The sequence below is a fragment of the Streptomyces sp. NPDC003077 genome, from assembly GCF_040611095.1.
In the GTDB taxonomy this organism is placed as follows: Bacteria; Actinomycetota; Actinomycetes; order Streptomycetales; family Streptomycetaceae; genus Streptomyces.
The window spans coordinates 75,415-99,731 of record NZ_JBEXNM010000027.1 but is presented as its reverse complement, the minus strand read 5'-3'; the positions used below and the strand labels follow the sequence as shown (position 1 = coordinate 99,731).

Annotated in this window: 20 protein-coding genes; 18 read left to right on the top strand and 2 right to left on the bottom strand. The window is 74.6% G+C overall.

Features of this window, described 5'->3' with window-relative positions; translation table 11 throughout:
• Positions 1-123: 123 nt before the first annotated feature.
• Positions 124-1,968 (bottom strand): APC family permease, encoded by a 1,845-nt coding sequence (locus tag ABZX96_RS19750; protein WP_355546065.1) that lies wholly within the window; start codon positions 1,966-1,968, stop codon positions 124-126.
• A 253-nt stretch (positions 1,969-2,221) separates the two neighbouring features.
• Here ABZX96_RS19750 and ABZX96_RS19745 point away from each other — a divergent pair, with 253 nt between their 5' ends.
• The 17 genes from ABZX96_RS19745 to hypE all read left to right on the top strand — a co-directional run bounded on the left by ABZX96_RS19745 (position 2,222) and on the right by hypE (position 19,514).
• Complete coding sequence (locus ABZX96_RS19745) at positions 2,222-2,818, top strand: hypothetical protein (RefSeq protein WP_355546063.1); 597 nt, start codon at positions 2,222-2,224, stop codon at positions 2,816-2,818.
• A 530-nt stretch (positions 2,819-3,348) separates the two neighbouring features.
• Positions 3,349-4,164, top strand: coding sequence for an SDR family NAD(P)-dependent oxidoreductase (locus tag ABZX96_RS19740; protein WP_355546061.1), 816 nt, complete (start codon positions 3,349-3,351; stop codon positions 4,162-4,164).
• 271 nt (positions 4,165-4,435) lie between these two features.
• Complete coding sequence (locus tag ABZX96_RS19735) at positions 4,436-5,284, top strand: GNAT family N-acetyltransferase (RefSeq protein ID WP_355546059.1); 849 nt, start codon at positions 4,436-4,438, stop codon at positions 5,282-5,284.
• A 218-nt stretch (positions 5,285-5,502) separates the two neighbouring features.
• The gene (locus ABZX96_RS19730; protein WP_355546057.1) at positions 5,503-7,752 is read left to right on the top strand and encodes a SpoIIE family protein phosphatase; all 2,250 of its coding nucleotides are present in this window, start codon (positions 5,503-5,505) and stop codon (positions 7,750-7,752) included.
• Positions 7,753-7,790: 38 nt separating this feature from the next.
• Positions 7,791-8,738, top strand: coding sequence for an SIS domain-containing protein (locus ABZX96_RS19725; RefSeq protein ID WP_355546055.1), 948 nt, complete (start codon positions 7,791-7,793; stop codon positions 8,736-8,738).
• A complete protein-coding gene (locus ABZX96_RS19720) occupies positions 8,731-9,495 on the top strand; it encodes an SIS domain-containing protein (protein ID WP_355546053.1) in 765 nt (254 codons plus the stop codon). Before ABZX96_RS19725 ends, ABZX96_RS19720 begins: the two co-directional genes overlap by 8 nt.
• Positions 9,492-10,565: a hydrogenase expression protein HypE gene (locus tag ABZX96_RS19715; RefSeq protein ID WP_355546051.1), complete on the top strand. Its 1,074-nt coding sequence runs from the start codon at positions 9,492-9,494 to the stop codon at positions 10,563-10,565. The genes ABZX96_RS19720 and ABZX96_RS19715 overlap by 4 nt, the downstream gene beginning before the upstream one ends.
• A complete protein-coding gene (locus tag ABZX96_RS19710; protein ID WP_355546049.1) occupies positions 10,558-12,327 on the top strand; it encodes a nickel-dependent hydrogenase large subunit in 1,770 nt (589 codons plus the stop codon). The genes ABZX96_RS19715 and ABZX96_RS19710 overlap by 8 nt, the downstream gene beginning before the upstream one ends.
• A 2-nt stretch (positions 12,328-12,329) precedes the next feature.
• A complete protein-coding gene (locus ABZX96_RS19705) occupies positions 12,330-12,866 on the top strand; it encodes a NifU family protein (protein ID WP_355546047.1) in 537 nt (178 codons plus the stop codon).
• The gene (locus ABZX96_RS19700; RefSeq protein WP_355546045.1) at positions 12,863-13,723 is read left to right on the top strand and encodes a DUF5947 family protein; all 861 of its coding nucleotides are present in this window, start codon (positions 12,863-12,865) and stop codon (positions 13,721-13,723) included. Before ABZX96_RS19705 ends, ABZX96_RS19700 begins: the two co-directional genes overlap by 4 nt.
• Complete coding sequence (locus tag ABZX96_RS19695; protein ID WP_355546043.1) at positions 13,716-14,423, top strand: DUF6084 family protein; 708 nt, start codon at positions 13,716-13,718, stop codon at positions 14,421-14,423. The genes ABZX96_RS19700 and ABZX96_RS19695 overlap by 8 nt, the downstream gene beginning before the upstream one ends.
• Positions 14,413-16,068: a hypothetical protein gene (locus tag ABZX96_RS19690; RefSeq protein ID WP_355546041.1), complete on the top strand. Its 1,656-nt coding sequence runs from the start codon at positions 14,413-14,415 to the stop codon at positions 16,066-16,068. The genes ABZX96_RS19695 and ABZX96_RS19690 overlap by 11 nt, the downstream gene beginning before the upstream one ends.
• A 17-nt stretch (positions 16,069-16,085) precedes the next feature.
• On the top strand, positions 16,086-16,616 hold the full coding sequence (locus ABZX96_RS19685; RefSeq protein WP_355546039.1) for a hydrogenase maturation protease: 531 nt from the start codon (positions 16,086-16,088) through the stop codon (positions 16,614-16,616).
• Entirely contained in the window at positions 16,609-16,950 is a 342-nt protein-coding gene (locus ABZX96_RS19680; RefSeq protein ID WP_355546037.1) for a hydrogenase maturation nickel metallochaperone HypA, read from the top strand. Before ABZX96_RS19685 ends, ABZX96_RS19680 begins: the two co-directional genes overlap by 8 nt.
• On the top strand, positions 16,928-17,200 hold the full coding sequence (locus ABZX96_RS19675; RefSeq protein WP_355546035.1) for a HypC/HybG/HupF family hydrogenase formation chaperone: 273 nt from the start codon (positions 16,928-16,930) through the stop codon (positions 17,198-17,200). The genes ABZX96_RS19680 and ABZX96_RS19675 overlap by 23 nt, the downstream gene beginning before the upstream one ends.
• Positions 17,200-18,438 (top strand): hydrogenase formation protein HypD, encoded by a 1,239-nt coding sequence (gene hypD / locus ABZX96_RS19670; protein ID WP_355546033.1) that lies wholly within the window; start codon positions 17,200-17,202, stop codon positions 18,436-18,438. Before ABZX96_RS19675 ends, hypD begins: the two co-directional genes overlap by 1 nt.
• Positions 18,435-19,514, top strand: a complete 1,080-nt coding sequence (gene hypE, locus ABZX96_RS19665; protein ID WP_355546031.1) for a hydrogenase expression/formation protein HypE — start codon at positions 18,435-18,437, stop codon at positions 19,512-19,514. Before hypD ends, hypE begins: the two co-directional genes overlap by 4 nt.
• A 548-nt stretch (positions 19,515-20,062) precedes the next feature.
• On the opposite strand, the gene hypF is transcribed toward hypE, so the two are convergent.
• Positions 20,063-22,369: a carbamoyltransferase HypF gene (hypF, locus tag ABZX96_RS19660; RefSeq protein ID WP_355546029.1), complete on the bottom strand. Its 2,307-nt coding sequence runs from the start codon at positions 22,367-22,369 to the stop codon at positions 20,063-20,065.
• A gap of 194 nt (positions 22,370-22,563) precedes the next feature.
• On the opposite strand from hypF, the gene ABZX96_RS19655 reads away from it, so the two are divergent.
• On the top strand, positions 22,564-23,583 hold the full coding sequence (locus tag ABZX96_RS19655) for an ANTAR domain-containing protein (protein WP_355546027.1): 1,020 nt from the start codon (positions 22,564-22,566) through the stop codon (positions 23,581-23,583).
• Positions 23,584-24,317 lie beyond the last annotated feature (734 nt).

Sequence of the window (24,317 nt, the reverse complement as noted above, 5' to 3'; positions counted from 1 at the left end):
GGGCCGTTCGGGAACCGTCCGGCCGCGGCGCGCGCCCCCGCTTGCCCGTGCACCCCCCCCCCAGCGGCCCCCCCCCCGGCACGCCGCCCCCCCCCCCGGCGCCCCGCCGCTCCGGCTGGGAGGTCACCCCAGCCGGAAGCGCAGCCGGCAGATCACCGCGTCGGTGTCCCGGCGGACGGCGTGGGCAACGACGGCGCCCCGCTGGTTCTGGAGGACCCGCTGCCACAGGCGGGCCGGTTCGACCTCCGGGATCAGGACGGTGACGCGGGTGCCGGGCGTCGCCGCGAGGTCGCGCACGTACGCGGCGATGGGGCGGCCCAGCGCCCGGCGGGCGGTGGGGATGCGGACGAGGGGGACGCCCGGGTCCCACAGGGACCAGTCGCGCTCCAGGGCCTCGGTCTGCGCGCGGTCCTCGGGGTCGGGGTGGCAGACGGTCACCGCGCGCACCTCGTCACCGAGGGAGGCGGCGGCGGTCAGCGCCTCGCTGGTGAGCTTCGACAGGTGGGAGACCGGGACGATCACCACGGAGCGGTCACGGTGCGGGGGTTCGGGGATCCGTCCCAGGCCCAGACGCGCACCGATCCGGCCATAGGCGCGGTGCACCGTCTCGAAGGCGGCGACCAGCACCGGCAGCGCCACCACGATCAGCCACGCGCCGTCCGCGAACTTGGTGGCCGTCACCACGACCGCGCACACCCCGGTCAGGACGGCCCCGAAGCCGTTCAGCGCCGCCGTGCCGCGCCACCGGGGGCCGCGCCGCTCGCGCCAGTACAGGACCATGCCGACCTGCGCGACGGTGAACCCGATGAAGACGCCGATGGCGAACAGCGGGACCAGGGTGTTGGTGTCGCCGCCGGAGAGGACCAGCAGCGCGGCCGACACCAGCGCCAGGGCCAGGACGCCGTGCCGGTGGACCTGGCGGTCCGCCTTCAGGGCGAAGACGTGCGGCAGGTAGTTGTCCCGGGCGAGCAGCTTGAGCAGCACCGGGAGGCCGCCGAAGGAGGTGTTCGCGGAGAGCGCGAGCAGCGTCATCGTCGCGAACTGGACGACGTAGAAGGCCGCGTTGTGGCCCAGGGACGCGTCCGCGAGCTGGGCGAGGACGGTCACGCCCTGGACCGGCTGCAGGTGGAAGCGGGAGATAAGGACCGCCAGGCCGATCAGCATCACGCCCAGCACCGCGCCGAGCGCGACCTCGGCGTGCTGGGCGCGCCGCACGCGCGGGGTGCGGAAGGACGGCACGGCGTTGGCGATGGCCTCCACGCCGGTGAGCGCCGAGCAGCCGGAGGCGAAGGCCTTGAGGAGCAGCAGCGCGCCCACGGTGGTGGCGTTGCCGGCCAGGACGGAGGCGTGGCCGGCGGCGGCCTCGGTGCTCGTGGGCGCGGAGCGCAGCAGTCCGGCGACGATCAGGACGAGGATCGAGGTGACGAAGACGGCGGTGGGCACGATGAAGGCGCGGGCCGAGTCGACCACGCCGCGCAGGTTCACGCCGGTGATCAGGGCGAGCACGCCCAGGCACAGCCACACCCGCTCCCCGTACAGCTCGGGGAAGGCCGAGGTCAGGGCGGCGACGCCGGCGGTGACGGCGACCGCGACGTTCAGCACGTAGTCGAGCACCAGCGAGGCGGCGGCCACCAGGCTGGTGCGGCGGCCGAGGTGGGCCTTGGCGACCGCGTACGAGCCGCCGCCGTCCGGGAACGCGGCGATGACCTGCCGGTAGGAGGCCACCAGGACGGCGAGCAGCGCGGCGATGGCGAGCGTGACGGGCAGGGTGAAGCCGAGGCCGTGCCCGCCCGCGACGGCCAGGACCAGGACGATCGCCTCGGGCCCGTACGCCACCGACGCCACGGCGTCCAGGGAGAGGGCCGCGAGTCCGGTGACGGCGGTGAGCCGGTGCCGTTCCCCGGTATCCGGGGGATCCGCCGGCTCGTCCACGGGGGCGGGACCGGACGCGGTCGTCAGGACGGACATGGGTTCGGAACTCCTTCAGGTGCTTCGCGCCGTCCGGGTGACGGGTGAGCCCGCTCAGCCTCCGTTCGTTTCCGCCCGTACGCGTTCGTTCCTAGCGCTTTCTTCGCGCGGAACGGACGCCTTTTCACGCGCTCTTGTCGGCGCTCCCCGCCTGACGAGGGAACCGCCCGGCCGTCAAGAAGGAGTCGGGGACCCGTCAGCGGCGCGTCAACATCCGTGGTGCGGCGCTCCCCTCCTTCCTACCGTCAGCCCTATGGGACGCCACCAGGACGACACCGGCCGGACCGACGACGCGCGCCCGGCCGGGCGCGCACCTCGTACCGGCGAGCGGCACCACAGCCCCGCCGAGCGGGCCCTCACCAGCGACCACCGCTGGCCCGGCGACCTCAAGAGCGCGCTGGCGTGCTCCGGCGCGCTGCTGGGGCTGCTGCTGCTCTGCGACGGCGGCCTCGGGCACCTCACCGTGCCGCGCGCCGGCATGTGGGGCGGGCTGGCCGTCCTGCTGTTCCTCGTCCTGCTGCCGCCACGGATCACCGCGGGCGAGGGGTGGCTCGCCGCCCGCGGCCTGCTGGGCGAGCGCCGGGTGCGGACGGACTGCCTGGTGACGGTGCACCGCCTCGACGGCGTCGCCCAGCGCCTGGTGCTGCGCGACGCCTACGGCGCCCGCGTCGAGCTGGACCCCCGGGTGCTCACCGCCAACCCCCGCCTGTGGCACCTCCTGGACAAGGGCGCCCGCGCCTCCCGCGACCGCGGCCTGCTGCTCCACGGCGTGGTGACGCTGCGCGAGCTCTCCCGGCGCGTCGACAACGAGACGGCCCATCAGATGTTCAAGCTGTCCGGGCTGATCTGACGGGGCGGTCGCACGGTGGCGCGGCCTCACGCCCTCCCTCTGACGCTCACCCTGAGAACGAGGCTGCTCGCCCTGAGGACGAGATGCCCCGCCGCCTCCCCTCTTCACCCCGTGTCAGGGAAAGGTCAGGGGGACATCAGGGCGGCGTCAGGGACGACGTACGGGCCTTGCCGGGGGGCGGCGGGGCCCGTTGGATGGTTGCCGTGAACAGCGCATGGCTCCTCTCCGACCGGCCGCCGCATCGTCGGCCGCTCCGCCGTGCGCCACACCGCCCGGAAACGCCCGCGTCCGTGCCTCGCTGAGGCCGGCACCGTTCCGAGGCCCCTGGGGCGCCGTGATCCCGTCCGGCGCCCCTTTCTCCTTTCCTGCCCTTTCTTCCCTCGATCCACCATTTCCATCTTTCTTCTCCTCCCTATTCCCCTTTTTTCATCCTTTTTCTCCTTCTCTCGCACCCAGCTCCTCACCCACCTCCGTGCGCCCGCCCCGTCCGAACGGGAATCCCGGGCGTACGCCGACCCCCGGATGGGATCATGTCCGACTCCACCCTTTCCTCCCGTACCGTCCTGGTGACCGGTGCCACCTCCGGCATCGGTTTCGAGACCGCCCGGCAGCTCGCCGGTCGCGGCGCCACGGTGCTGCTGCACGGCCGTACGCCCGAAGAGGCACGCGCCGCCGCCGACCGGCTGACCGCCGAGGGGACCGACGCCGCCCTGCTCCGCCCGGTCGCCGCGGACTTCTGCCACCTGGCCGAGGTGGCGCGGCTGGCCGAATCGGTGCTGCGCGACCACCCGTCCCTCGACGTGCTGGTCAACAACGCGGGGATGGCCGCCCCCGAGCGGCACACCCTCACCGGCGACGGCGTCGAGATCGCCTTCCAGGTCAACTTCCTCGCCCACTACCTGCTGACCCGGGCGCTGGAACCCGCGCTGACCGCGCCGGGCCGCCTGGGCCGGGTGGTCAACGTCTCCTCGTCCCTGCACCGCACCGCCACCATCCAGTGGAGCGATCCGCACCGCGCCCGCCGCTACTCCCGGCTGGCGGCCTACGCCCAGTCGCAGCTGGCGCTCACCGTCTTCGCGGCCGACCCGCGCGTGACGGCGGTGTCCGTGCACCCCGGCGTGTGCGACACGGCGCTCCTGCCGCTGTACGCCCACGAGGGCGGCGCGCCGGCGGACGGCGCGGCGCACGTCGTCCGGCTGTGCGATCCGGCCACCGAGATCGTCAACGGCGCCTACTTCGACCGCGCCGTGCGGGCCGCCCCGGCGCCGGCCGCCACCGAGGTCCGCACCGTCAAACGCCTCACCAAGCTCGCCGACCAGCTCGTCGGCGCGCACGCCACCGCTTGAAGGCCCGGCCACCCCTCCCGTACCGGAACGGAGTACCGCACATGTCCAAACGCGCCCGCAAGAAGCGCACCCGTCGCAGGAAGAAGGCCAACCACGGCCGCAAGGCCGGTCAGCACTGATCCGGCACCGGTCCCGGCGGTCGCCGCGGCGCCACCGCCGGGACCGGTCACGGCGGGCGCCGCGGTCCGCGCCGGAGCGCGCCCGCCCTTCCTCCCGGCACGGATCCCGCGCCGGACACCCCGCATGGACCACCCCGCCCCGTGAGGCCCCGATGATCGAGCTCCCGTCCTACCGCCCGCCCGCTCTCGCCCGCTGGTTCCCGGCGGGCGCTCCCGGCCCCGCCACCCTGGGCGAACACGTCCTGCTGACCGGCGTCGGCCGCTGGTGGGCGGACGCCGCCGACCGGCCGCGCGCGGTGGCCGTGTCCTGCGCCGACCACGTGGTGCTGCGCGGCGACCCGCGCGCCCTCGCGCCCGGTGACCTGGCGCCCCTGGCCGGCTGCTACCTCGACGCGCCCGCCCGGTTCCTCCCCGTCCTCCGGTCCGCCTTCGACCGGCTCGTCCCCTACGAGCGCATGGTCTGGACGCAGCAGGAGCCGGCCCGCCGCCCGCCCGTGCCGCGCGGCGTCCGCGTCCGCCGTCTCGAACCGGGGGACGCCGCCGCGCTGCGCGCCCTGGGCCCCGACGCGGCGTGGATCGCCGCCACGTGGGGCGGGCCGGAAGGGCTCGCCGCCTCCGCGCACGGCTGGGCCGCCGTGCGCCGCGACGGCCGGATCCTGGCGCTGGCCTGCACGTACTTCCGCGGCAGCCGGTACGAGGACGTGGCGGTCTTCACCGCGCCGGACCACCGGCGGCACCGTCTCGCCCTGGCCTGCGTGACCGCCCTGTGCGCGGACATCGCGGCCCGCGGCCACGTCCCCGGCTGGGACTGCTCCACCATGAACCGCCCCAGCCGTCTCCTGGCCTGGACCGCGGGCTTCCGGCTGGTCCGCGAGTACGTCCACTACGCGGCCGGCGGTCCCGTACGGCAGGCGGCGGGCGCCACCGCACCGGCCTCCAGGCCCGGCGCCGCGCTCCCTTCGCCCCTCGGCGCTTCGCCCCTCGGCGCGAAAACCAATTGAATGAGCAACTGATCGTTTACGGTCGTCGCCCGGTCACAACAGCACCCTCGGCGGAACCGTCACAAAGGCTCTGAGCATTAGTGCACACCAACCTCGGTGATCGAGTAGGCACTGGTAGACAACACCCCTGTGAGGCATGCCCCGCCCGTCCGGTCGCGTGATCGCGAGACATCCGTGTGGTGGGACCACAGGTGCCTTAAAAAAGGTGACGAGGTGCCATGGTCCGACGCGACAACGGTGTGATCGGGGGCGAGGTGGGGTCCGCCCCCGCGGTGAGCGTCGCGCGCGTCGAAGAACTCCTGATGAAGTGCCTGGGATGCGACGAGACGCAGGCGCACACGTGTGCCGAGGGGCTGCTCGGCGACCTGGCCGCGCGGGAGGCGGCCGACGCCGCGTCCCCGGCCTCCCGCCCCGGAAGCGATCCCCTCGCCCGGCATCCTCCGGCGGACGGTGCCGTAACGGTCCGCCTGCCGACCGCGACGGTGCCCGGCGCCGTGGAGGTCGCCACCGCCCGCAGCCCGATGGAGCTGGCCCGGCGGCTGCACGACCGGTTCCGTCCGCTGGGCGCGACGGCGGTGCTGCTGGCCGTCCTCGACATGGAGGGCGCGCTCCGGATGAGCGGGGTCGCCGGCACGACCGGGCAGACGGTCGAGGACCGGTCCCGGCTGCCGCTGCGCTGCGTGCTGCCGCTCGCCCGGATGGCCGAGCGGGACCAGTTGCTGTGGCTCGACGACGAGTCCGGCGAGCACACCCTGACCTGGGTCTCGGCCCGCGGTGACGTCCCACCGGCCCGTCCGTCGCCGGGCGGCCCGGACCCGGTGGCGGGCGCGGGCCCCGTCATCTGCGTGGTCAGCGCGAGCTGGGCCGGGCCCGTGCCCGTCAGGAAGCCGGAGGTGGCCCGCCTGGAGGTGCTGACCCGGGCCGCCGGGGAGCGGCTGCGCGGTCTGGCGGCCCTGGGGCTGCCGGGCGACGACGTGCGCGCCGTGTGGCTGGGCGTGGTGGTCGACGCCATCCCCGTCCCCGCCGCGCTCCTCTTCCCGGTCCGGGACGGCCGCGGCCGGATCGCGGAGTTCACCGTCGACCACTGCAACGAGCACGCCACCACGCTGATGGACCGCACGCCCGAGCAGATCACGGGCAGGCGGCTGCTGGACGCGTTCCCGGGGATGGTGCTCTCCGGCCTGTTCGAGGCGTACGTGGAGGTGCTGGAGACCGGCGTGCCGCTGAGCCGGGAGCCCTTCTCCTACGTCGAGCCGTTCCACGGCGTGCCGCACCCCGCGCTGCTGAGCGTGCGGGCGCAGCAGGTGGGCGGCGGTCTGCTGGTGAGCTGGCAGTTCCACGACGAGCAGGCCCGGCTCTCGGCCCGGATCGACGGCGCCGAGCGGCTGGTCAACCTGGGCTGGGCGGAGTGGAACCTGGTCACCGGGGACGTGGTGTGGTCGCGGCGGATGTACGACATCCTCGATCTGGACCCCGAGCACGGGCCGCTGCCGCTGGACGACCTGTCGGAGCGGGTGGCCGAGGAGGACCTGCCGGTCGTCGTCGGGGCCGTCACCTCGCTGTCCGAGCAGCAGGAGCCGGTGCGGTTCGAGATCCGCACGCGCGGCACCGACCGGCGGCGGCACGTCAGCGTCAACGCCGAACTCGTCCGGGACAGCCGCGGCAACCTGATCGCGGTGCACGGCGTGGTGCAGGACGTGTCCGCGGTGCGCCGTACGGAGGCGGCCCTGGAGGCGTCCCGGCGGGAGCGGCAGAACCAGCAGCTCCGGATGGCCGAGGACCTCCAGCTCGCGCTGCTCCCCCGGCAGCACGCCACGCTGCCCGGCCTGCGGGTCGCCATCCGCTACCAGCCCGCGGAGAACTGCGCCAAGGTCGGCGGGGACTGGTTCGAGACGGCGCCGCTGCCCGACGGGCAGGTGCTGATCGCCATCGGCGACGTCATCGGGCACGGGCTGGAAGCGGCGGCGGGGATGGCGCAGTTGCGCAACGCGCTGCTGGGGATCGCGCACACCGGCGCGGACGCGGCGCGCGTCCTGGACTGCCTGAACCTCGTCGCCTTCCACGGCCACGAGGACTCGCTGACGGCCACCGCCGTGGTGGGCCACTTCGATCCGCGCGTCCGCACGCTGGCCTGGGCCCGCGCCGGGCACCCGCCGCCCGTCCTGGTGCGCGGCGGTCGCGCCGTGGAGCTGGACAACGCCGGCGGGACGACGCTGGGCGCCAGCCTCGACCCGGGGTACGGCATGACGACCACGGAGTTGTTCCCCGGCGACCGCGTGATCCTGTACACCGACGGGCTGGTCGAGCGGCGCGAGGACCGCGACGGGGCACGGGTGGCCCTGCTCCTGGAGGCCGCCCGGCAGGGCGCCGCCGGCGATGTCGAGCAGCACCTCCAAGCCCTCCTGACCGCCCTGGACACCAATCCGGAGGACGACACCTGCGTGATCGTCCTGCACGTGGGGAGTTGAGCGACGTTGTCCGTCAACGGGTGTCCGGGAGCGTCCCGGTGAGCGGCCCGGTCCTGGACGAGGCTGCCGCGCGCCACGCCTTCGCCCGCCGCGAGGAGGGGGTGCGCGGCCTGGCGGACGCGGCGGGCCCGCTGGTCGCGGCGTGCCGGGAGATGGCCGCGCGGTTCGCGCGCGGCGGCAAGCTGCTGGTGTTCGGCAACGGGGAGTCGGGGGCGGACGCGAGCCATGTGGCGGTCGAGTTCATGCACCCGGTGGTCGTCGGCAAGCGGGCGCTGCCGGCGCTGGCGCTGGGCAACGACGCGGCGACGGTCAGCGGTGTCGGGGCGCGCGAGGGGTTCGCCGAGGTGTTCGCGCACCAGCTCCGCGCGTTCGCCGCGGCCGGGGACGTGGCGCTCGGCATCTCGCCGGACGGGCGCTGCCCCAACGTGCGGCGCGGGATGGCGGTCGCCCGGGAGCTGGGCCTGCTCACCATCGGTCTCAGCGGCGGCGATCCGGCGGACGCGGCGGACGCGGACCACGTACTGGTGGTGGGCGGCACCGACCCACTGGTCGTCAAAGAGGTGCATGTGACGGCCTACCACCTGATGTGGGAGGTCGTGCAGGTCTTCCTGGAGGGGACGTTCGCGGGGGTGGTGGGGCGAGGCGGGGGCGCTCCGGAGGGCGGGGGCGGACCGCCGGAGGAGGGGGCGGTGCCGCCGGAGTGCGCCGGGGGCGTCTGCGTCACCTGTTCGGACGAGGCGGTGCCGATGCGGGTGCGGCGGCTGCTGCCGGGCGACCTGGCGGAGGCCGAGGGCGGCGGGACGACGCGCCGGATCAGCGTGGCGCTGGTCGCGGCGGCGCCCGGGACCACCGTGCTGGTGCACGCCGGGGAGGCGATCGGGGTGGTGGGTGGGGACGGGGAGGACCCGGGGGCCCCTCCTCCCGTCCCGCTTCCGGCTTCCGTGCCCCACGCCCCGCAGCCCCCGATCGGAGACCCGGATGACTGACGTGCCCGAGAGCGTGTGGGAGCTGTACCCCTTCCTCTCCCGGCGGCGCGGGGGCGGCGGTCCGGGTGGCGGGCCGGACGGCGGGCCGTTCAGCGGGCCGGACGACGGGCCGTTCAGCAGGCCGGACGGCACCGCCGCCGACGCCGTCGCGGCCGACGCCACCGCCTCCGCGCACGCCAAGATCGCCGAGATCACCGCGCTGCGGCGGACGGTCGTCGCCGACGGCGCCCGCCGGATGGTCGCCTGCGCCACCGCCCTGGCGGAGCGGTTCGCGGCCGGGGGCCGGCTGTTCGCGTTCGGCAACGGCGGCAGCAGTACGGACGCGCAGGGGCTGGCCACCACGTTCCTGCACCCGCCCGGCCGGGCGCCGGCGCTCCCCGCACTGTCGCTGACCAGCGACGCGGCGGTGGTCACCGCGCTGTCCAACGACGTCGGTTTCGAGGTGGTCTTCGCCCGCCAGCTGGCGGCGTTCGGGCGGCGCGGGGACATCGCCGTGGGCCTGTCGACGAGCGGGGGTTCCGCGAACGTCGTCCGCGCGCTGGAGGAGGCCGCCGGGCGCGGCATGGTCACCGTGGCGCTCGCGGGCCACGACGGCGGGCGGCTGGCCGAACTGCCCGGGCTGGACCACCTGTTCGTCATGCCGTCCGCCTCGGTCCACCGCATCCAGGAGGCCCAGACGACCGTGTACCACGTGCTGTGGGAGCTGACCCGGCAGGCCCTGGCGGCCCTCCGGACGCGGGAGGGGGGTGCGCGGTGAGGGCGCCCGGCGCGCGTCCCGGGGAGGCGGAGGTCCACGTCCTGTGGCTGAACGCCGGGCTGAGCTGCGACGGCGAGTCGGTCGCGCTCACCGCGGCCACCCAGCCCAGCGTGGAGGAACTGGCGCTGGGCGCGCTGCCGGGGCTGCCGCGGCTCGCGCTGCACTGGCCGCTGCTGGACTACGCGTCCGGCCCGCAGCTGGGCCCGGACGACTTCACCGAGTGGTTCCGGCGGGCGGAACGGGGCGAACTGGAGCCGTTCGTCCTTGTCGTCGAGGGTTCCGTACCGAACGAGGCGATCAAGGAAGAGGGCTACTGGAGCGGCTTCGGCAACGACCCGGAGACGGGGCAGCCGATCACCACGTCCGAGTGGCTGGACCGCCTGGCGCCCCTGGCCACCGCCGTGGTCGCGGCGGGGACCTGCGCCGCGTACGGCGGCATCCACGCCATGCAGGGCAATCCGACCGGCGCCATGGGCGTGCCGGACTACCTGGGGCACGGCTGGCGGTCCAAGGCCGGGGTGCCGATCGTGTGCGTGCCCGGCTGCCCGGTCCAGCCCGACAACCTCTCGGAGACCTTCGTCTACCTGCTGTACCAGCTCACCGGGCAGGCGCCCATGATCCCGCTGGACGACAACCTGCGCCCGGCCTGGCTGTTCGGCGAGACCGTGCACGAGGGGTGCCACCGGGCGGGCTACTACGAGCAGGGCGAGTTCGCGGCCACCCACGGTTCGGACCGGTGCCTGGTCAAGGTCGGCTGCTGGGGTCCGGTCGTGCGGTGCAACGTTCCCAAACGGGGCTGGATCAACGGCGTGGGCGGCTGTCCGAACGTCGGGGGCATCTGCATCGCCTGCACCATGCCGGGTTTCCCCGACAGGTTCATGCCGTTCATGGACGAGCCGGCGGGCCTGCAGGGCACCCCGCCGGCCGGCGGGCTCTACGGGCGCCTGGTGCGCACGCTGCGCGGGATCGCCCTGCACAACGTCGAGGAGGAGCCGGAATGGCGGCGCAGAGGCGACGAACTGACCTCGGGGTACGAACCGGCCTGGCGAAAGGGGAGCGGACATGGGTGACGAACTGGTGGAGATGGCGTGGGACCCGATCACGCGCATCGTCGGGAGCCTGGGCATCCACACGAAGATCGATTTCGGGCGGGGGCGGGTCGCGGAGTGCCACAGCACCTCGTCCGTCTTCCGCGGCTACAGCGTGTTCATGCGGGGCAAGGACCCGCGCGACGCGCACTTCATCACCAGCCGGATCTGCGGCATCTGCGGGGACAACCACGCCACCTGCTCGGTGTACGCGCAGAACATGGCGTACGGGGCGCGCCCGCCCGCCCTCGGGGAGTGGATCCTCAACCTGGGCGAGGCGGCGGAGTTCATGTTCGACCACAACCTCTTCCAGGAGAACCTGGTCGGCGTCGACTACTGCGCGCGCATGGTCGGCGAGACCAACCCGGGCGTCCTGGAACTGGCCGAGCGCACCGAGGCGCCGCACGCGCGGGAGCACGGCTACCGCACGATCGCCGGCATCATGCGCTCGCTCAACCCGCTGGAGGGCGAGTTCTACCGGGAGGCGCTCCAGGTCAGCCGCTCCACGCGGGAGATGTTCTGCCTGATGGAGGGGCGGCACGTGCACCCGTCCACGGTGTATCCGGGCGGGGTCGGGACGGTCGCCACGGTGCAGCTGTTCACCGACTACCTGACGCGGCTGATGCGGTACGTCGAGTTCATGAAGAAGGTCGTCCCGATGCACGACGACCTGTTCGACTTCATGTACCAGGCGCTGCCCGGCTACGAGGAGGTCGGCCGGCGGCGGGTGCTGCTGGCCTGCTGGGGCGGGCTGCACGACCCGGCGCACTGCGACTTCGACTACCGCACCATGAGCGCGTGGGGCCGCCGGGCGTTCATCACGCCGGGCATCGTCGTGGACGGCCGGCTGGTCACCAACGACCTGGTGGACATCAACCTCGGCATCCGCGTCCTGCTCGGCAGCTCCTTCTACGAGGACTGGCAGGACCGCGAGCCGTTCGTCACCGAGGACCCGCTCGGCAACCCCGTCGACCGGCGCCATCCGTGGAACCAGCACACCATCCCGCGCCCCCAGCGGCGCGACTTCGGCGACAAGTACAGCTGGGTGATGTCCCCGCGCTGGTTCGACGGGACCGACCACCTCGCCCTGGACACCGGCGGCGGCCCGCTGGCCCGGCTGTGGTCCACGGCCCTGTCCGGCCTGGTGGAGACGGACCACATCAAATCCACCGGCCGCAGCGTCCTGATCCACCTGCCGCGCACCGCCACCAAACCGGAGACCACCCTGGAGTGGCGCATCCCCGAGCACGACGGCGAACCGCTGAGCAACGCCATCGAACGCAACCGGGCCCGCACCTACTTCCAGGCGTACGCCGCCGCCGCGGCGCTGCACTTCGTGGAGCGGGCGCTCGCCGAGGTGCGGTCCGGGCGGACGGACACCTGGTCCCCCTTCGACGTCCCCGAGGAGGCCGTCAGCTGCGGATTCAGCGAGGCGGTCAGAGGAGCGCTGTCCCACCACATGGTCATCAGGAAAGGGAAGATCGCGAACTACCACCCGTACCCGCCCACCCCCTGGAACGGCAGCGTCCGCGACGTGTACGGCACCCCGGGCCCGTTCGAGGACGCCGTGCAGAACACACCGATCTTCGAGGAGAACCCGCCCGAGAGGTTCAAGGGCATCGACATCATGCGCGCGGTGCGCAGCTTCGACCCGTGCATGCCCTGCGGGGTGCACATGTTCCTCGGCGGCGGCCGGGTGCTGCGCACGTCCCTGTCCCCCACGGTCTACGGCGCGGGGAGCTGACCATGGACGAACTGCGCCGGACGGAGGCCCGCGTGGAGCGGCTGGTGGCCCAGCTCGCCAACCCGCCGCGGGTGGGCGAGAAGGTGGAGGAGCTGGTGCGCCTCCTGATGCGGCTGTACGGGGACGGGCTGGCGCGGATCACCGCGCTGCTGCCCCCGGACGACCTGGTCAAGCTGGCCGCCGACGACCTGGTGGGCAGCCTGCTGATCCTGCACGACCTGCACCCGCTGGGCACCGAGGAGCGGGTCGCGCAGGCGCTGGACGGCATCCGCCCGTATCTGGGCGCGCGGGACGGCGGCGTGGAGCTGGTGGGCGTGGACGGCGCCGGGGTGGTGCGGCTGCGGCTGCGCGGCGCCGGTGGCTGCCCGTCCTCCGCCGGCACCGCCGAGCAGGTCATCGAACGGGCCGTTCAGGCGGTGGCCCCCGAGATCACCGGCGTACGGGTGGAGCGGGCCGCGCCGGAACCGCCGCTGCTCCAGATCCGGTCCGGGCCGCCTCCGGGGTTCGCGGCACCGCTCGGCCGAGGGGCGCAGGCGTGACCGCCGGCGCCGGCCTGCGCCGGTTCCGCGACTCCGGCCCCGTACGCCCGCCGCAGGCCCGCTGCGAGCTGTGCTCGGCGGCGCTGGAACCCTTCCACGGCCACGTCGTGGACCTCGACGACCGCGGCCTGCTGTGCGCCTGCCGACCGTGCCGGCTGCTGCTGATCCGCCCCGGCGGCTCCGCCGGGCGCTACCGCGGCGTGCCCGACCGCCCGCGTGACGCCCGGGATTTCGTGCTGAGCGCGGAGCAGTGGGAAGCGCTGCGGCTCCCGGTCGCCATGGCCTTCTGCTTCCGCAACTCCCGCCTGGGCCGCTACGTCGCCTTCTACCCGAGCCCGGCCGGGGCGACCGAGTCGCTGCTGCCCGAGGACGCCTGGCGGCGCGTCCTGGCGGCCAACCCGGCGGTGGCCGACCTCGCCGACGACGTCGAGGCGCTGCTGCTGCGCCGCCGGGACGGCGGGGCGGGCGTGGAGTGCCACCTGGTGCCCATCGACGCCTGCTACGACCTGGTCGGACGGCTCCGCCTGCACTGGCGGGGGTTCGACGGCGGGGCGCGGGTGCGGCGCGAGATGGACGCGTTCTTCGCGGAGTTGCGGGGCCGCCGGACGGGTGGGGACGGCCGGTCGCGGCCGGCTCCGGAGGCCGGGGACGGCGGCCCGGCGGTGCTCACGCCCTCGGCCCTGCGCGCCCGCGCCGCCGCCGCGTCCCCCGGCCCGGCCCCGGCCCCGGAAGGGCGCGGCACCGGGCCGGGGGTCTCCGTCCCCGGTCCCCGGCGCGGGTCGGCCGACGAGCCGGTGGTGCCCGGTAGGCCCGTACGGAACGGGGACCCCTCCCCCGAGAGGAGCGACGGTGAGTGACCTCTCCTTCGACTGCGTGCGCATCCGCCCCGAGCCCTACGCCGCCGCGCCGACGCTCCTGTTCCGGCTGCGGATCGACGACCGTTCCGGCGGCGAGGTCCGGGCCATCGCGCTGCGCTGCCAGCTCCGCATCCAGCCGCACCTGCGGCCCTACTCCCCCGAGGAGGGCGAGCGGCTGGCCGACCTCTTCGGCGAGCCGAGCCGCTGGCCCACCACGCTGCGCCCGCTGCAACTGGCCACGGTGACCGCGATGGTGCCGGGGTTCCGCGGCGGCACGGAGATCGACGTGCCGGTGCCCTGCTCGTACGACCTGGAGGTGTCCTGCGGGCAGTACTTCCACGCGCTGGACGACGGCGAGGTGCCATTGCTGCTGCTGTTCAGCGGCACGGTCTTCACGCGCGAGGGCGTCGCGATGGTCCCGTGGGAGCGCGAGTGCGCGGTCGGCCTGCCGGCCGGGGTGTGGCGGGACCTGATGGACCGCCACTTCCCCGGGTGCGGGTGGCTCCGGCTGCGCCGCGAGACGCTGGACGCCCTCCAGAGCTTCAAGCACGCCCGGCAGCTCGCGACGTGGGAGGAGACGGTGGGCGCCCTGCTCGACCGGGCGGGCGGCACGCCGGGCCCGGCTCCCGGCGGGGCGCCCGGCCGGGCTCCCTGGCGCGCCGGGGACGGGGATGGGGAGGGGAGTGCCCGTGAGCGCTGAGAGGAAGGGGGGTGGGGAGGTGGCCTGGGATGTGGCCGACGCCTGGGAGGCGGGCGGGGTCGTGAGCTCGTCGGATATGGCCGCCACCGGGGAGGCGGGCGGGGTTGTGGGCCCGTCGGACGCGGCTGTCACCGGGGAGGCGGACGGGGTCGTGGGCCCGCGTCCCGTGGGCTCTGGGACGAGGGAGCGCGGGGAAGGGCCCGGGGGCGTGGACCCGTCGGACGCGGCCGACGCCGGGGAGGCGGACGGGCTCGCGGACCCGTCGGAAGCAGCCGTCGCCGAGATCGCGGAGCAGCCGGACGCGCCGCCCGGATTCGCGCGGGCGCGGGCGGTGGCCGACGCGGTGCTCTTCGAGGGCTATGTGCTCTACCCCTACCGGGCGTCCGCGCCCAAGAACCGGCTGCGCTGGCAGTTCGGGGTGCTCGCCCCGCAGGGCGCGGACCCCTCCGAGACCACGTCCGCGCAGACCGACTGCCTGGTGGAACCGGGTCGCGCGGGCCCGGACGCGCTCACGGTCCGGGTGCGCTTCCTCCAGGTGCGGCGCCGGGCCGCCCGTGGGCCCGGCGACCTGCCGTGGGACGAGGGCGTGGTCCGCGAGGTCGACGCGCGCGCCGCTCTGGTGCCCGGCACGGTGGTGATCCGGCCGTTCACCGTGCCCGGCGGTCAGGAGGACGGCCGCCGGTGGTGGCCGCTGACCGGCACGGTGCGGATCGCGGTGGAGGCGGTGCCGGGCCCGTACGGCCTGCTGCGGGTGCGGGTCCGGACGGAGAACGAGACGGAGAACGGGGCGAGGCACGGGACAGCGGTCCGGACGGAGCACGGAACAGAGCAGGGGGCGGCGGTCCGGACGGAGCACAGGACGGCGGGCGGGGAGCACGGGACGGCGGGCGGGGAATGCGGCGAGCGTGCGGAGATGCTGCGGGGCGCGTTCGTCGGCACGCACGCCCTGCTCGCCGTCGACCACGGGCACTTCCTGTCACCGACCGATCCGCCGGAGTGGGCCGCGGGCGCCGCCGCGGGGTGCGTGAACCGGCACGCCTGGCCCGCGCTGATCGACGACCGGACGGTCCTCAGCGCCCCGATCATCCTGGGCGACCATCCGCGCATCGCCCCGGAGAGTCCCGCCGACCTGTACGACGGCACCGAGATCGACGAGCTGCTGACCCTGCGCACGATGACCCTGACGGACGCCGAGAAGCGCGAGGCCCGGGCCACCGACCCGCGCGCCGCGGCGATCATCGAGCACGCGGACGGCATCGGGCCGGAGGTGCTGGCCCGACTGCACGGGGTCGTCCGGCCCTCCGTTCTGCCACAGGGCGGCCTGCCGCAGGCCCGTCCGCCGCGGGCCCGTCCGCCGTATGACGACCGGCCGGACGGCGACGCCGATGCCCCCGCCACCGTCCCCGTGCCCGGCGGGACGGCCGCCGCCGGTGTCCGGGTGCGGCTGCTGCCCGGCGGCGGGCGGCGGGCCGACGCGCAGGACATGTTCCTGGCCGGGCGCACCGCCCGGGTGGCCGCCGTCCTCCGCGACGTGGACGGCGGGACGCACCTGGCGGTGACGCTCGACGACGACCCCGGCGCCGATCTGCACCACGCGGTCGGCCGGTACCGCTACTTCGCTCCCGATGAGGTGGAACTGCTGTGAAGGTGATGGTCGCGGGCGTGGGGAACGTGTTCCTGCGCGACGACGGGTTCGGCGTGGAGGTGGTCCGGCGACTGGCCGGGGTGCCGCTGCCGGAGGGCGTGCGGGTGGCCGACTTCGGCATCCGCGGGGTGCACCTCGCGTACGAACTGATGGAGGGCTACACGGGACTCGTCCTGGTCGACGCGATGGGGCAGGGCGAACCGCCCGGGACGGTCTGCGTCCTCGCCCCGGACATCCCTGCGGCCGGTCACGAGTGCGCCGCGGACGACGGCCCCGTGCCCGCCATGGACGCCCACGACCTGGCGCCCGGAACGGTGCTGGCCGTCCTGGGGCGGCTCGGGGTGCGGCTGCCGTGGGTGCGGGTGGTCGGGTGCGAACCGGCGTGCCTGGAGGAGGGCATCGGGCTCAGCCCGCCCGTGGGCGCGGCGGTGGACGAGGCCGTACGGCTGGTGCGCGAACTGCTGGCCGGGAACGGGGAGCTGCCCGCTCCGCCGATCACGACAGGGGCTCCGGCGGCGGAGCGCGGAGAGGACGGACGTCATGCATGAGGTCGGGCTGTGCGAGGGGATCCTGCGGGCCGTGGAGGACCGGGCCGCAGGACGCCGGGTCACCGGTCTCACGCTGCGGATCGGCGAGCTGCACGCGGTGGTGGAACCGGCGCTGGCCCAGTCGTTCGAGCTGGTCGCGGCGGGGTCGGTGGCCGAGGGCGCGGAGGTGGAGCTGCGCACGGTGCCCGGTGACGAGCTCACGCTGGTCTCCATCCGGGTCGCGCGGGAGGCGGGCGCGGTCGCGCCGGACACGGGCCTGGTCGCGCCGGACGCGGACGCGATCGCTCGGGACGAGGGCGCGGGAGGTGACCGTGTGCCTCGGGATTCCCGGTGAGGTCGTCGAGATCCTGGACGACCGGCCGGACCTGGCGCGGGTGGCCGTCGGCGGCGTCCGCCGCAACGTCAACATCGCGCTGCTGGACGGGGAGGGGGTGGGGCCCGGCGACTGGATCCTGATCCACGTCGGGTTCGCCCTCTCCAAGATCGACGAAGCCGAGGCCCGGGCCGCGCTGGAATTTCTCGAAGGCATCGGCCAGGCGTACGAGGACGAGATCGCCGCACTCCGAGAATCGGGAATCGACTGATGCGCTACGTCGACGAGTACCGCGACGCCGGCACGGCCCGCGCGCTGGCCGCCAGGATCGCCGAACTGTGCGCTCCCGGCCGCTCGTACACCTTCATGGAGGTGTGCGGCGGGCACACCCACACCATCTACAAGCACGGCATCGAGGACCTGCTGCCGGAGAACGTCACGCTGGTGCACGGCCCCGGCTGCCCGGTGTGCGTGATCCCCATGGGGCGGGTGGACGACGCGATCCACCTCGCGGGGCAGCCGGGCGTCATCATGACCGCGTTCGGCGACATGATGCGCGTCCCGGGAGGCCGCGCCTCGTTCCTGGACGCGAAGGCCGCCGGCGCGGACGTCCGCATGGTGTACTCACCGCTGGACGCCCTGCGCGTCGCCCGCGAGAACCCGGACCGGCGGGTGGTGTTCATGGCCATCGGCTTCGAGACCACCGCGCCCTCGACGGCGGTGACGCTGTTGCGCGCCGAGGCGGAAGGTCTGGCGAACTTCTCGGTCTTCTGCAACCACGTCACGATCATCCCCGCGGTCAAAGCGATCCTGGATTCGCCGGATCTGCGCCTGGACGGCTTCATCGGCCCCGGGCACGTCTCGACGGTGATCGGCTGCGAGCCGTACCGGTTCATCGCCGAGGAGTACGGGAAACCGCTGGTCGTCGCCGGGTTCGAGCCGCTGGACATCCTCCAGTCCCTCTACCTGCTGCTGCGGCAGCTCGCCGAGGGGCGGACGGAAGTGGAGAACCAGTACGGCCGGGCCGTCCCCTGGAACGGCAACGAGAAGGCGCTGCGGGCCCTGAGCCGGGTGATGACGCCGCGGCCCCACTTCGAGTGGCGGGGGCTGGGCTTCATCGCGCACTCGGCGCTGCGGCTGCGGGAGGAGTACGCGGCGTACGACGCGGAGCGGGTCTTCGACCTGCCGGGCGTCCGGGTCGCCGACCCCAAGTCCTGCCAGTGCGGCGAGGTGCTGAAAGGGGTGCTCAAGCCCTGGCAGTGCAAGGTGTTCGGCACCGCCTGCACGCCCGAGACCCCGATCGGCACCTGCATGGTCTCCTCCGAGGGCGCCTGCGCCGCGTACTACAACTTCGGCCGGTTCTCCCGCGCCGCCGTCCGGAAGGCGAGCGGGGGCGCGGGGGCCGGGAGCGAGGGGCCCGGCGGTCACAGGACCGGGGGCGCGGGGCCCGTTCCGATCACTCTGACGGCCGGTGTGCCGCGGCAGCAGGAGGAGGCGGGCCGGGCATGACGGCCGAGCAGGAGGAACGCGTCCTGCGGCGCATCGAGCGGGCGCGCCGCCGCAAGGCCCGGATGCGGGACGAACGGATCACGCTCGCGCACGGCGCCGGCGGCAAGGCCACCCAGACGCTGATCGAGGCGGTCTTCCTCGAAGCGTTCGACAACCCGATGCTGGCGCCGCTGGAGGACCAGGCGGTATGCCCGGCAGGCGGCGCCCGGCTGGCCTTCACCACCGACTCCTACGTCGTGTCGCCGCTGTTCTTCCCGGGCGGCGACATCGGCGACCTGGCGGTCAACGGCACGGTCAACGACCTGGCGGTGTCCGGGGCACGGCCGCTGTACCTGTCGGCCGGGTTCATCCTGGAGGAGGGGTTCCCGGTCGTGGAGTTGACCCGGATCGCCGGTTCCATGGCGCGGGCGGCACGGGCGGCCGGGGTGCGGATCGTCACCGGTGACACCAAGGTCGTCGAACGCGGCAAGGCCGACGGGCTCTACGTCACCACCGCCGGGGTCGGCGTGCTGGAGCACCGGTTCGTCCTGGGCGCCGGGCAGGCGCGGCCCGGTGACGCGGTGCTGGTGTCCGGGCCGGTCGGCGACCACGGCACCACGGTCATGCTGGCCCGCGGCGACCTGGGCATCGAGAGCGGCCTCACCTCGGACACCGCTGCCCTGACGCCCCTGGTGGCGGCGCTGCTGGACGCGTGCGGCGACGGCGTGCGGTGCCTGCGCGACGCCACCCGGGGCGGAGTCGCGACGGTGCTCAACGAGATCGCTCGGGCCTCGGAGGCCGCGGTGGTGCTGGAGGAGGCCGCCGTGCCGGTCCGCGCCGAGGTCCGCGGCGCCGCCGAACTGCTGGGCATCGACCCGCTGTACATCGCCTGCGAGGGCCGGATGGTCGTGGTGGTCGCGGCCGAACGGGCGGACGCCGCCCTGTCGGCCCTGCGGGCGCATCCGCTCGGCGAACGGGCCGCCGTGATCGGGCGGATGGCACCGGACCCGGCCCGCCTGGTGCTGGCCCGAACGGAGTTCGGGGGGACGCGCATCGTGGACGTGCTGATCGGGGATCCGTTGCCGCGGATCTGCTGAGCGGGGCGGTACCGCCGCGGGCGCGTTGAACGGGGCGGTGCGGATGGGGCCGTCGTCCGGATGGGTACGTGTCCGGGCGGCGGCTTCGTCGTGGCGGGGGCTTCGTCGTGCTGGCGGTTTCGTCGTTGCTGGCAGTTTCGTCTTGCTGACAGTTTCGTCGCGCTGATGGCTATGGCGTGCCGACAGCTTCGTCATGCTGGCAGTTTGGTCGCGCCGGTGGCCGCATCGTGACTGACAGCCCCGCCCCGCTGGCAGCTTCGTCCCACCGATGGCCGCATCGTGACTGGCAGCTTCCTCACGCCGGCGGTTTCCTCACGCCAGTGGCCACATCGCGCCGACAACTTCGCCCTGCGGACAGCTTCATCCCACCGATGGCCGCATCGTGACTGACAGTTTCGCCCCGCTGACAGATTCCTCGCGCCGGTAGCCGCATCGTGACAGGCGGCACCGCCCCGCTGGCGGCTTCGTCCCACCGATGGCCGCATCGTGACTGACAGCTTCGCCCCGCTGGCAGCTTCCTCGCGTCAGGTGCCGCCCGGCGACGCCTGTTACCGCTCCCCCGGCCGGTCGCGGGCCGCTGCCACCGCCGCCTGGCCGAGGCTGATGCCGCCGTCGTTGGGGGGCACTCGGCGGTGGGTGAGGACGCGGAAGCCGTGGCGTTCGAGGGCCGGGACGGTGCGGTCGAGCAGGAAGACGTTCTGGAACACGCCGCCCGACAGGGCGACGGTGGTGATGCCGCTGCTGTCCCGCAGTGCGCGGCAGCGGTCCGCGATCACGTCGGCGAGGCCGTTGTGGAACCGGGCCGCCACGGTACCGGTGGCCGTCCCTCTCCGTACGTCCTCGGCCACCGCGCGGACGAGGTCGGTCCCCCGGACCCGGCCCTCGTCGTCGACCTGTACGGGATAGCCGTCCCGCACGGCCGGATCGGCGCACTGCTCCAGTTCGATGGCGGCCTGGCCCTCGTAGCGCGCCGTGTCGCGCAGGGAGCAGATCGCTGCGACCGCGTCGAACAGCCGCCCGGCGCTGGAGGTGAGCGGGGCGTACATGCCGGACCGGGCCACCGCGCGCACCTGGTCCCAGCGCGTGCCGTGGCGGCGGCGGACGGCCAGGTCGTCGCCGTACGCGTCGCCCTCCCCGCACGCGTCCAGATAGGCCGCCGCCATCCGCCACGGCTCCTTGATGGCGGCGCTGCCACCGGGCAGTGGGACCGGCACCAGGTGGCCCGCCCGGCGGAAGCCCACCAGGTCGGCGAGCAGGAACTCGCCGCCCCACAGGGTGCCGTCCGTGCCGTAGCCGAGCCCGTCGAAGGCCACGCCGATGACCGGGCCGGTCTCCTGGTTGTCGGCGAGGCAGGAGGCGATGTGGGCGTGGTGGTGCTGGACGGCGGTGAGTTCCACGCCGGTGGCGTCGGCGAGTTCGTGCGCGTACTTCGTCGAGAGGTATTCGGGGTGCGGGTCGTGGGCGAGGAGCGCGGGCTCGATGTGGTGGAGGCGGCGGAAGTGGGCAATCCCCTCGGTGAAGGACCGCAGGGTCTCGTGGTTCTCCAGGTCGCCGATGTGGGGGGAGAGGAAGGCGTGGCGGTCGCGGGCCAGGCAGAAGGTGCTCTTGAGTTCGGCGCCGCAGGCCAGGACGGGGCGCGCGGCGGTCACCGGGAGCGCCAGCGGGCGCGGCGCGTAGCCGCGCGCCCGCCGCACCGGCACCGTACGGCCGCCGCGCACCCGCACCACGGAGTCGTCCGCCCGGATGTGGATCGGCCGGTCGTGGGTGAGGAAGGCGTCGGCCAGCCCGGCGAGCCGGGTCAGGGCGTCCTCGTCCCGGTGGACGATCGGCTCGTCGGAGACGTTTGCGCTGGTCAGCACGGAGGGGCGGGCCAACTCGGCGGCCAGCAGGTGGTGCAGCGGCGTGTACGGGAGGACGAGCCCGAGTTCGCGGCGGCCGGGCGCGACGGACGGGGCGAGGGGCGCGTGCGGGCGGCGGGGCACCAGGACGACGGGCCGTTCGGGGCCCGTCAGGACGTCCCGGGCGGTCGCGTCGAGGTCGGCCAGCCGCTCCGCCGCGTCCAGGTCGCGCACCAGCACGGCGAACGGCTTGTCGTCCCGGTGCTTGCGGGCCCGCAGGACACGGACGGCGCTCTCGGACCCGGCGTCCACCGCGAGGTGGTAGCCGCCGAGCCCCTTGACGGCCACCACCCGGCCCGCGCGCAGCAACTCCGCCGCGGCTCCGATCGGTTCGCCGGGCAGCGGCGCGCCCGCGGCGTCCACCAGCCGCAGCGTGGGCCCACAGGCCGGGCAGCACACGGGCTGGGCGTGGAACCGCCGGTCGGCCGGGTCGGCGTACTCGGCCGCGCAGGCGGCGCACGGCGGGAAGCCGGCCATCGTCGTCCGCGGCCGGTCGTAGGGGAGGTCCCGGACGATGGTGAAGCGGGGACCGCAGTTGACGCAGTTGACGAAGGGGTGGCGGTACCGGCGGTCGTGCGGGTCGAAGAGTTCGCGCAGGCAGTCGGCGCAGGTGGCGACGTCCGGCGGGACGAGGGTGCGCGCCCCGTCCGCGGTGCCGCTGGTGACGATGGCGAACCCCGGTCCCGTTCCCCCGCGCCCGGGGGGCAGCGGCTCGCTGGTGACGCGTTCGACGACGGCCAGCGGCGGGGCCTGGCTCTCCAGCAGCATGCGGAAACGGGCCACCGTCTCCGCCGGGCCCTCCACCTCGATGACGACCCCCCGGGAGTCGTTGGCCACCATGCCGCTCAGCGCCAGCCGCGAGGCCACCGCGTGCACGAAGGGCCGGAACCCGACGCCCTGGACGATGCCCTCGACCCGCAGCCCCACACGCACTCGCTCGCCGCTCACCTCGCCCATTGTGGCGGGGCGGGGAGGGGGGTGAGAGGGGTTCGCGGGACGCGGGCGCGGGAGGGTCGCCGGTTCGCTCCCGGGCAGGCACAGGGGCGTCACACGGGATACGGGACGCGGCCCAAGGGACGATCACCGGTTCGCCCCGCCGCAAAGCGGTAAAAGGGCTACCGCGCCGGGCCGTTCGGGCGTGCACTGGGGACATGGACCGGTTGCCCACCCTGCGCCCCCACTCGTACGACGGCCACGCCGGGACGGTCGCCGACGCGTCCGCCCGGGAACGGCTGCTCGCCACCGCGCTGCTCGACCTCGCCGGGGCGGACGACGACCGCACGCCCCCGCAGTACCTGCAGACGCTCGTCGCGCACGTCAGCCGGCTCCTGCCGATCGAGGCCCCGCCGGGCCCCCGGCCGGACGCGACCGGGCAGCACGTGACGAAGCAGAGGGCAGACGGACACCACGCGACGGGGCAGTCCGCGGCCGGGCCGGAGACGACCGTGCCCCCCGCCGAGGACGCGTTCGTGCGCACTTCCCCGGCCCCCGCCGCCCCGCTCGCGGGCACCCGCGGCGCCACCGTGCCGGAACACGGTTTCCCGCCGGCCTCCCCGCCCACCGGGTACTCCGCCACCGCGCCGCGCGTCGCCGTGACGCTCGCCGGCCCGCCGGTCGTCACCGCCGTGTCGGACCAGCGGGCCTCCGCGCTGTGGAAGGCGGAGCAGCAGTCCGGCGAGGGGCCCACCCACGACTGCCTGGCCGGCGGGTTCGCGGGCGGCCTCACCCTGGGAACCGGCGAGCACCGCTGGCCCCGGTTCGGCCCGCACGCCCTGGCCCTGGGCGTCGGCCGGGTCAGCGCGCTCCCCCTGACCGACCTGGAGAACGAACGCCCTTTGGGCGCCCTGATCCTCTACCACCACTCGGCACCGCTCGTCCCGCACTCCCTGTTCGTCCCGCAGGCGCTGGCCGACGCCGCCGCGCTGCGCCTGTTCCACCACCGCGTCCGGCACCGCATGCACCACCTCGAACGCGCCCTCACCAGCCGCATCGACATCGAACAGGCCAAGGGGATGCTCGCCGAGCGGTGGGGCTGCACTCCGGACGCGGCCTTCGACAGATTGCGCCGGTACGCCCGTTCGCACAGCCGCGGCCTGCACGAGCTCGCCCGGCACATCGTCGACGGCACCGAGACCAGCCCCGAGTTCCGCACACCACCGGACCCCGGTTGACCCCGCGCCTTGAGGTGACCGGTTGGTCCCGCGCGCTCCTCGGACGCCCCGTGTCGGCCCGGACCCCGCCGGCACGGGTGTCGGGACCGGGGGCCGGCACAGCACGACAGCCGGCCCCCGCGTTCTCGGTTCCCTCCGGAGCCCCTCCCGGCAGGCTTCATCGCGAGGACGCCGCCACCTGAGGAAAGCGCCACCGGCTTGCGTGCCTGAGGGAAAGTCGTCCATGCGACCGCCGAACGGCGACACGATCCGTATGGAATCCCTCACCCAGTGTCGCGAATCCCCTATCCAGCGGCCGGCCGCTGCCTTACGCTCGGAGAGACGTTCGGGCGACGCTCATCCCGTCGCCCGGGAACCGGTCCCCCAGACCTCGGGATCTCGGCCACGACCACAGTGAAAGCCGGGGCCCGTTCGCGTCTCGACGCGGCTCCGGCCCCGTCCTCCCGGGATCGGCGATCGGGTACTCCCGCGCCCTTGGCCGCCTTGGACGGACGGGAATGCGCCAGGGGCGAGGAGAGGAGCCTCGCCGCTCGCGCACGGCCGCCGCCCGGATGCAGCGAACACCTGGCGGCGGCCTCACTGTGGTGTGCGGGCGGGACCGCCCCCGCGGCGCCGTTCTCGCGCCGCCGTCCTGGCAGCGCCGTCGTCCTGGCAGCGCCATCGTCCCGATAACGCCATCGCCCTGGCAGCGCCATCGTCCCGATAACGCCACCGCCCTGGCAGCGCCACCGTCC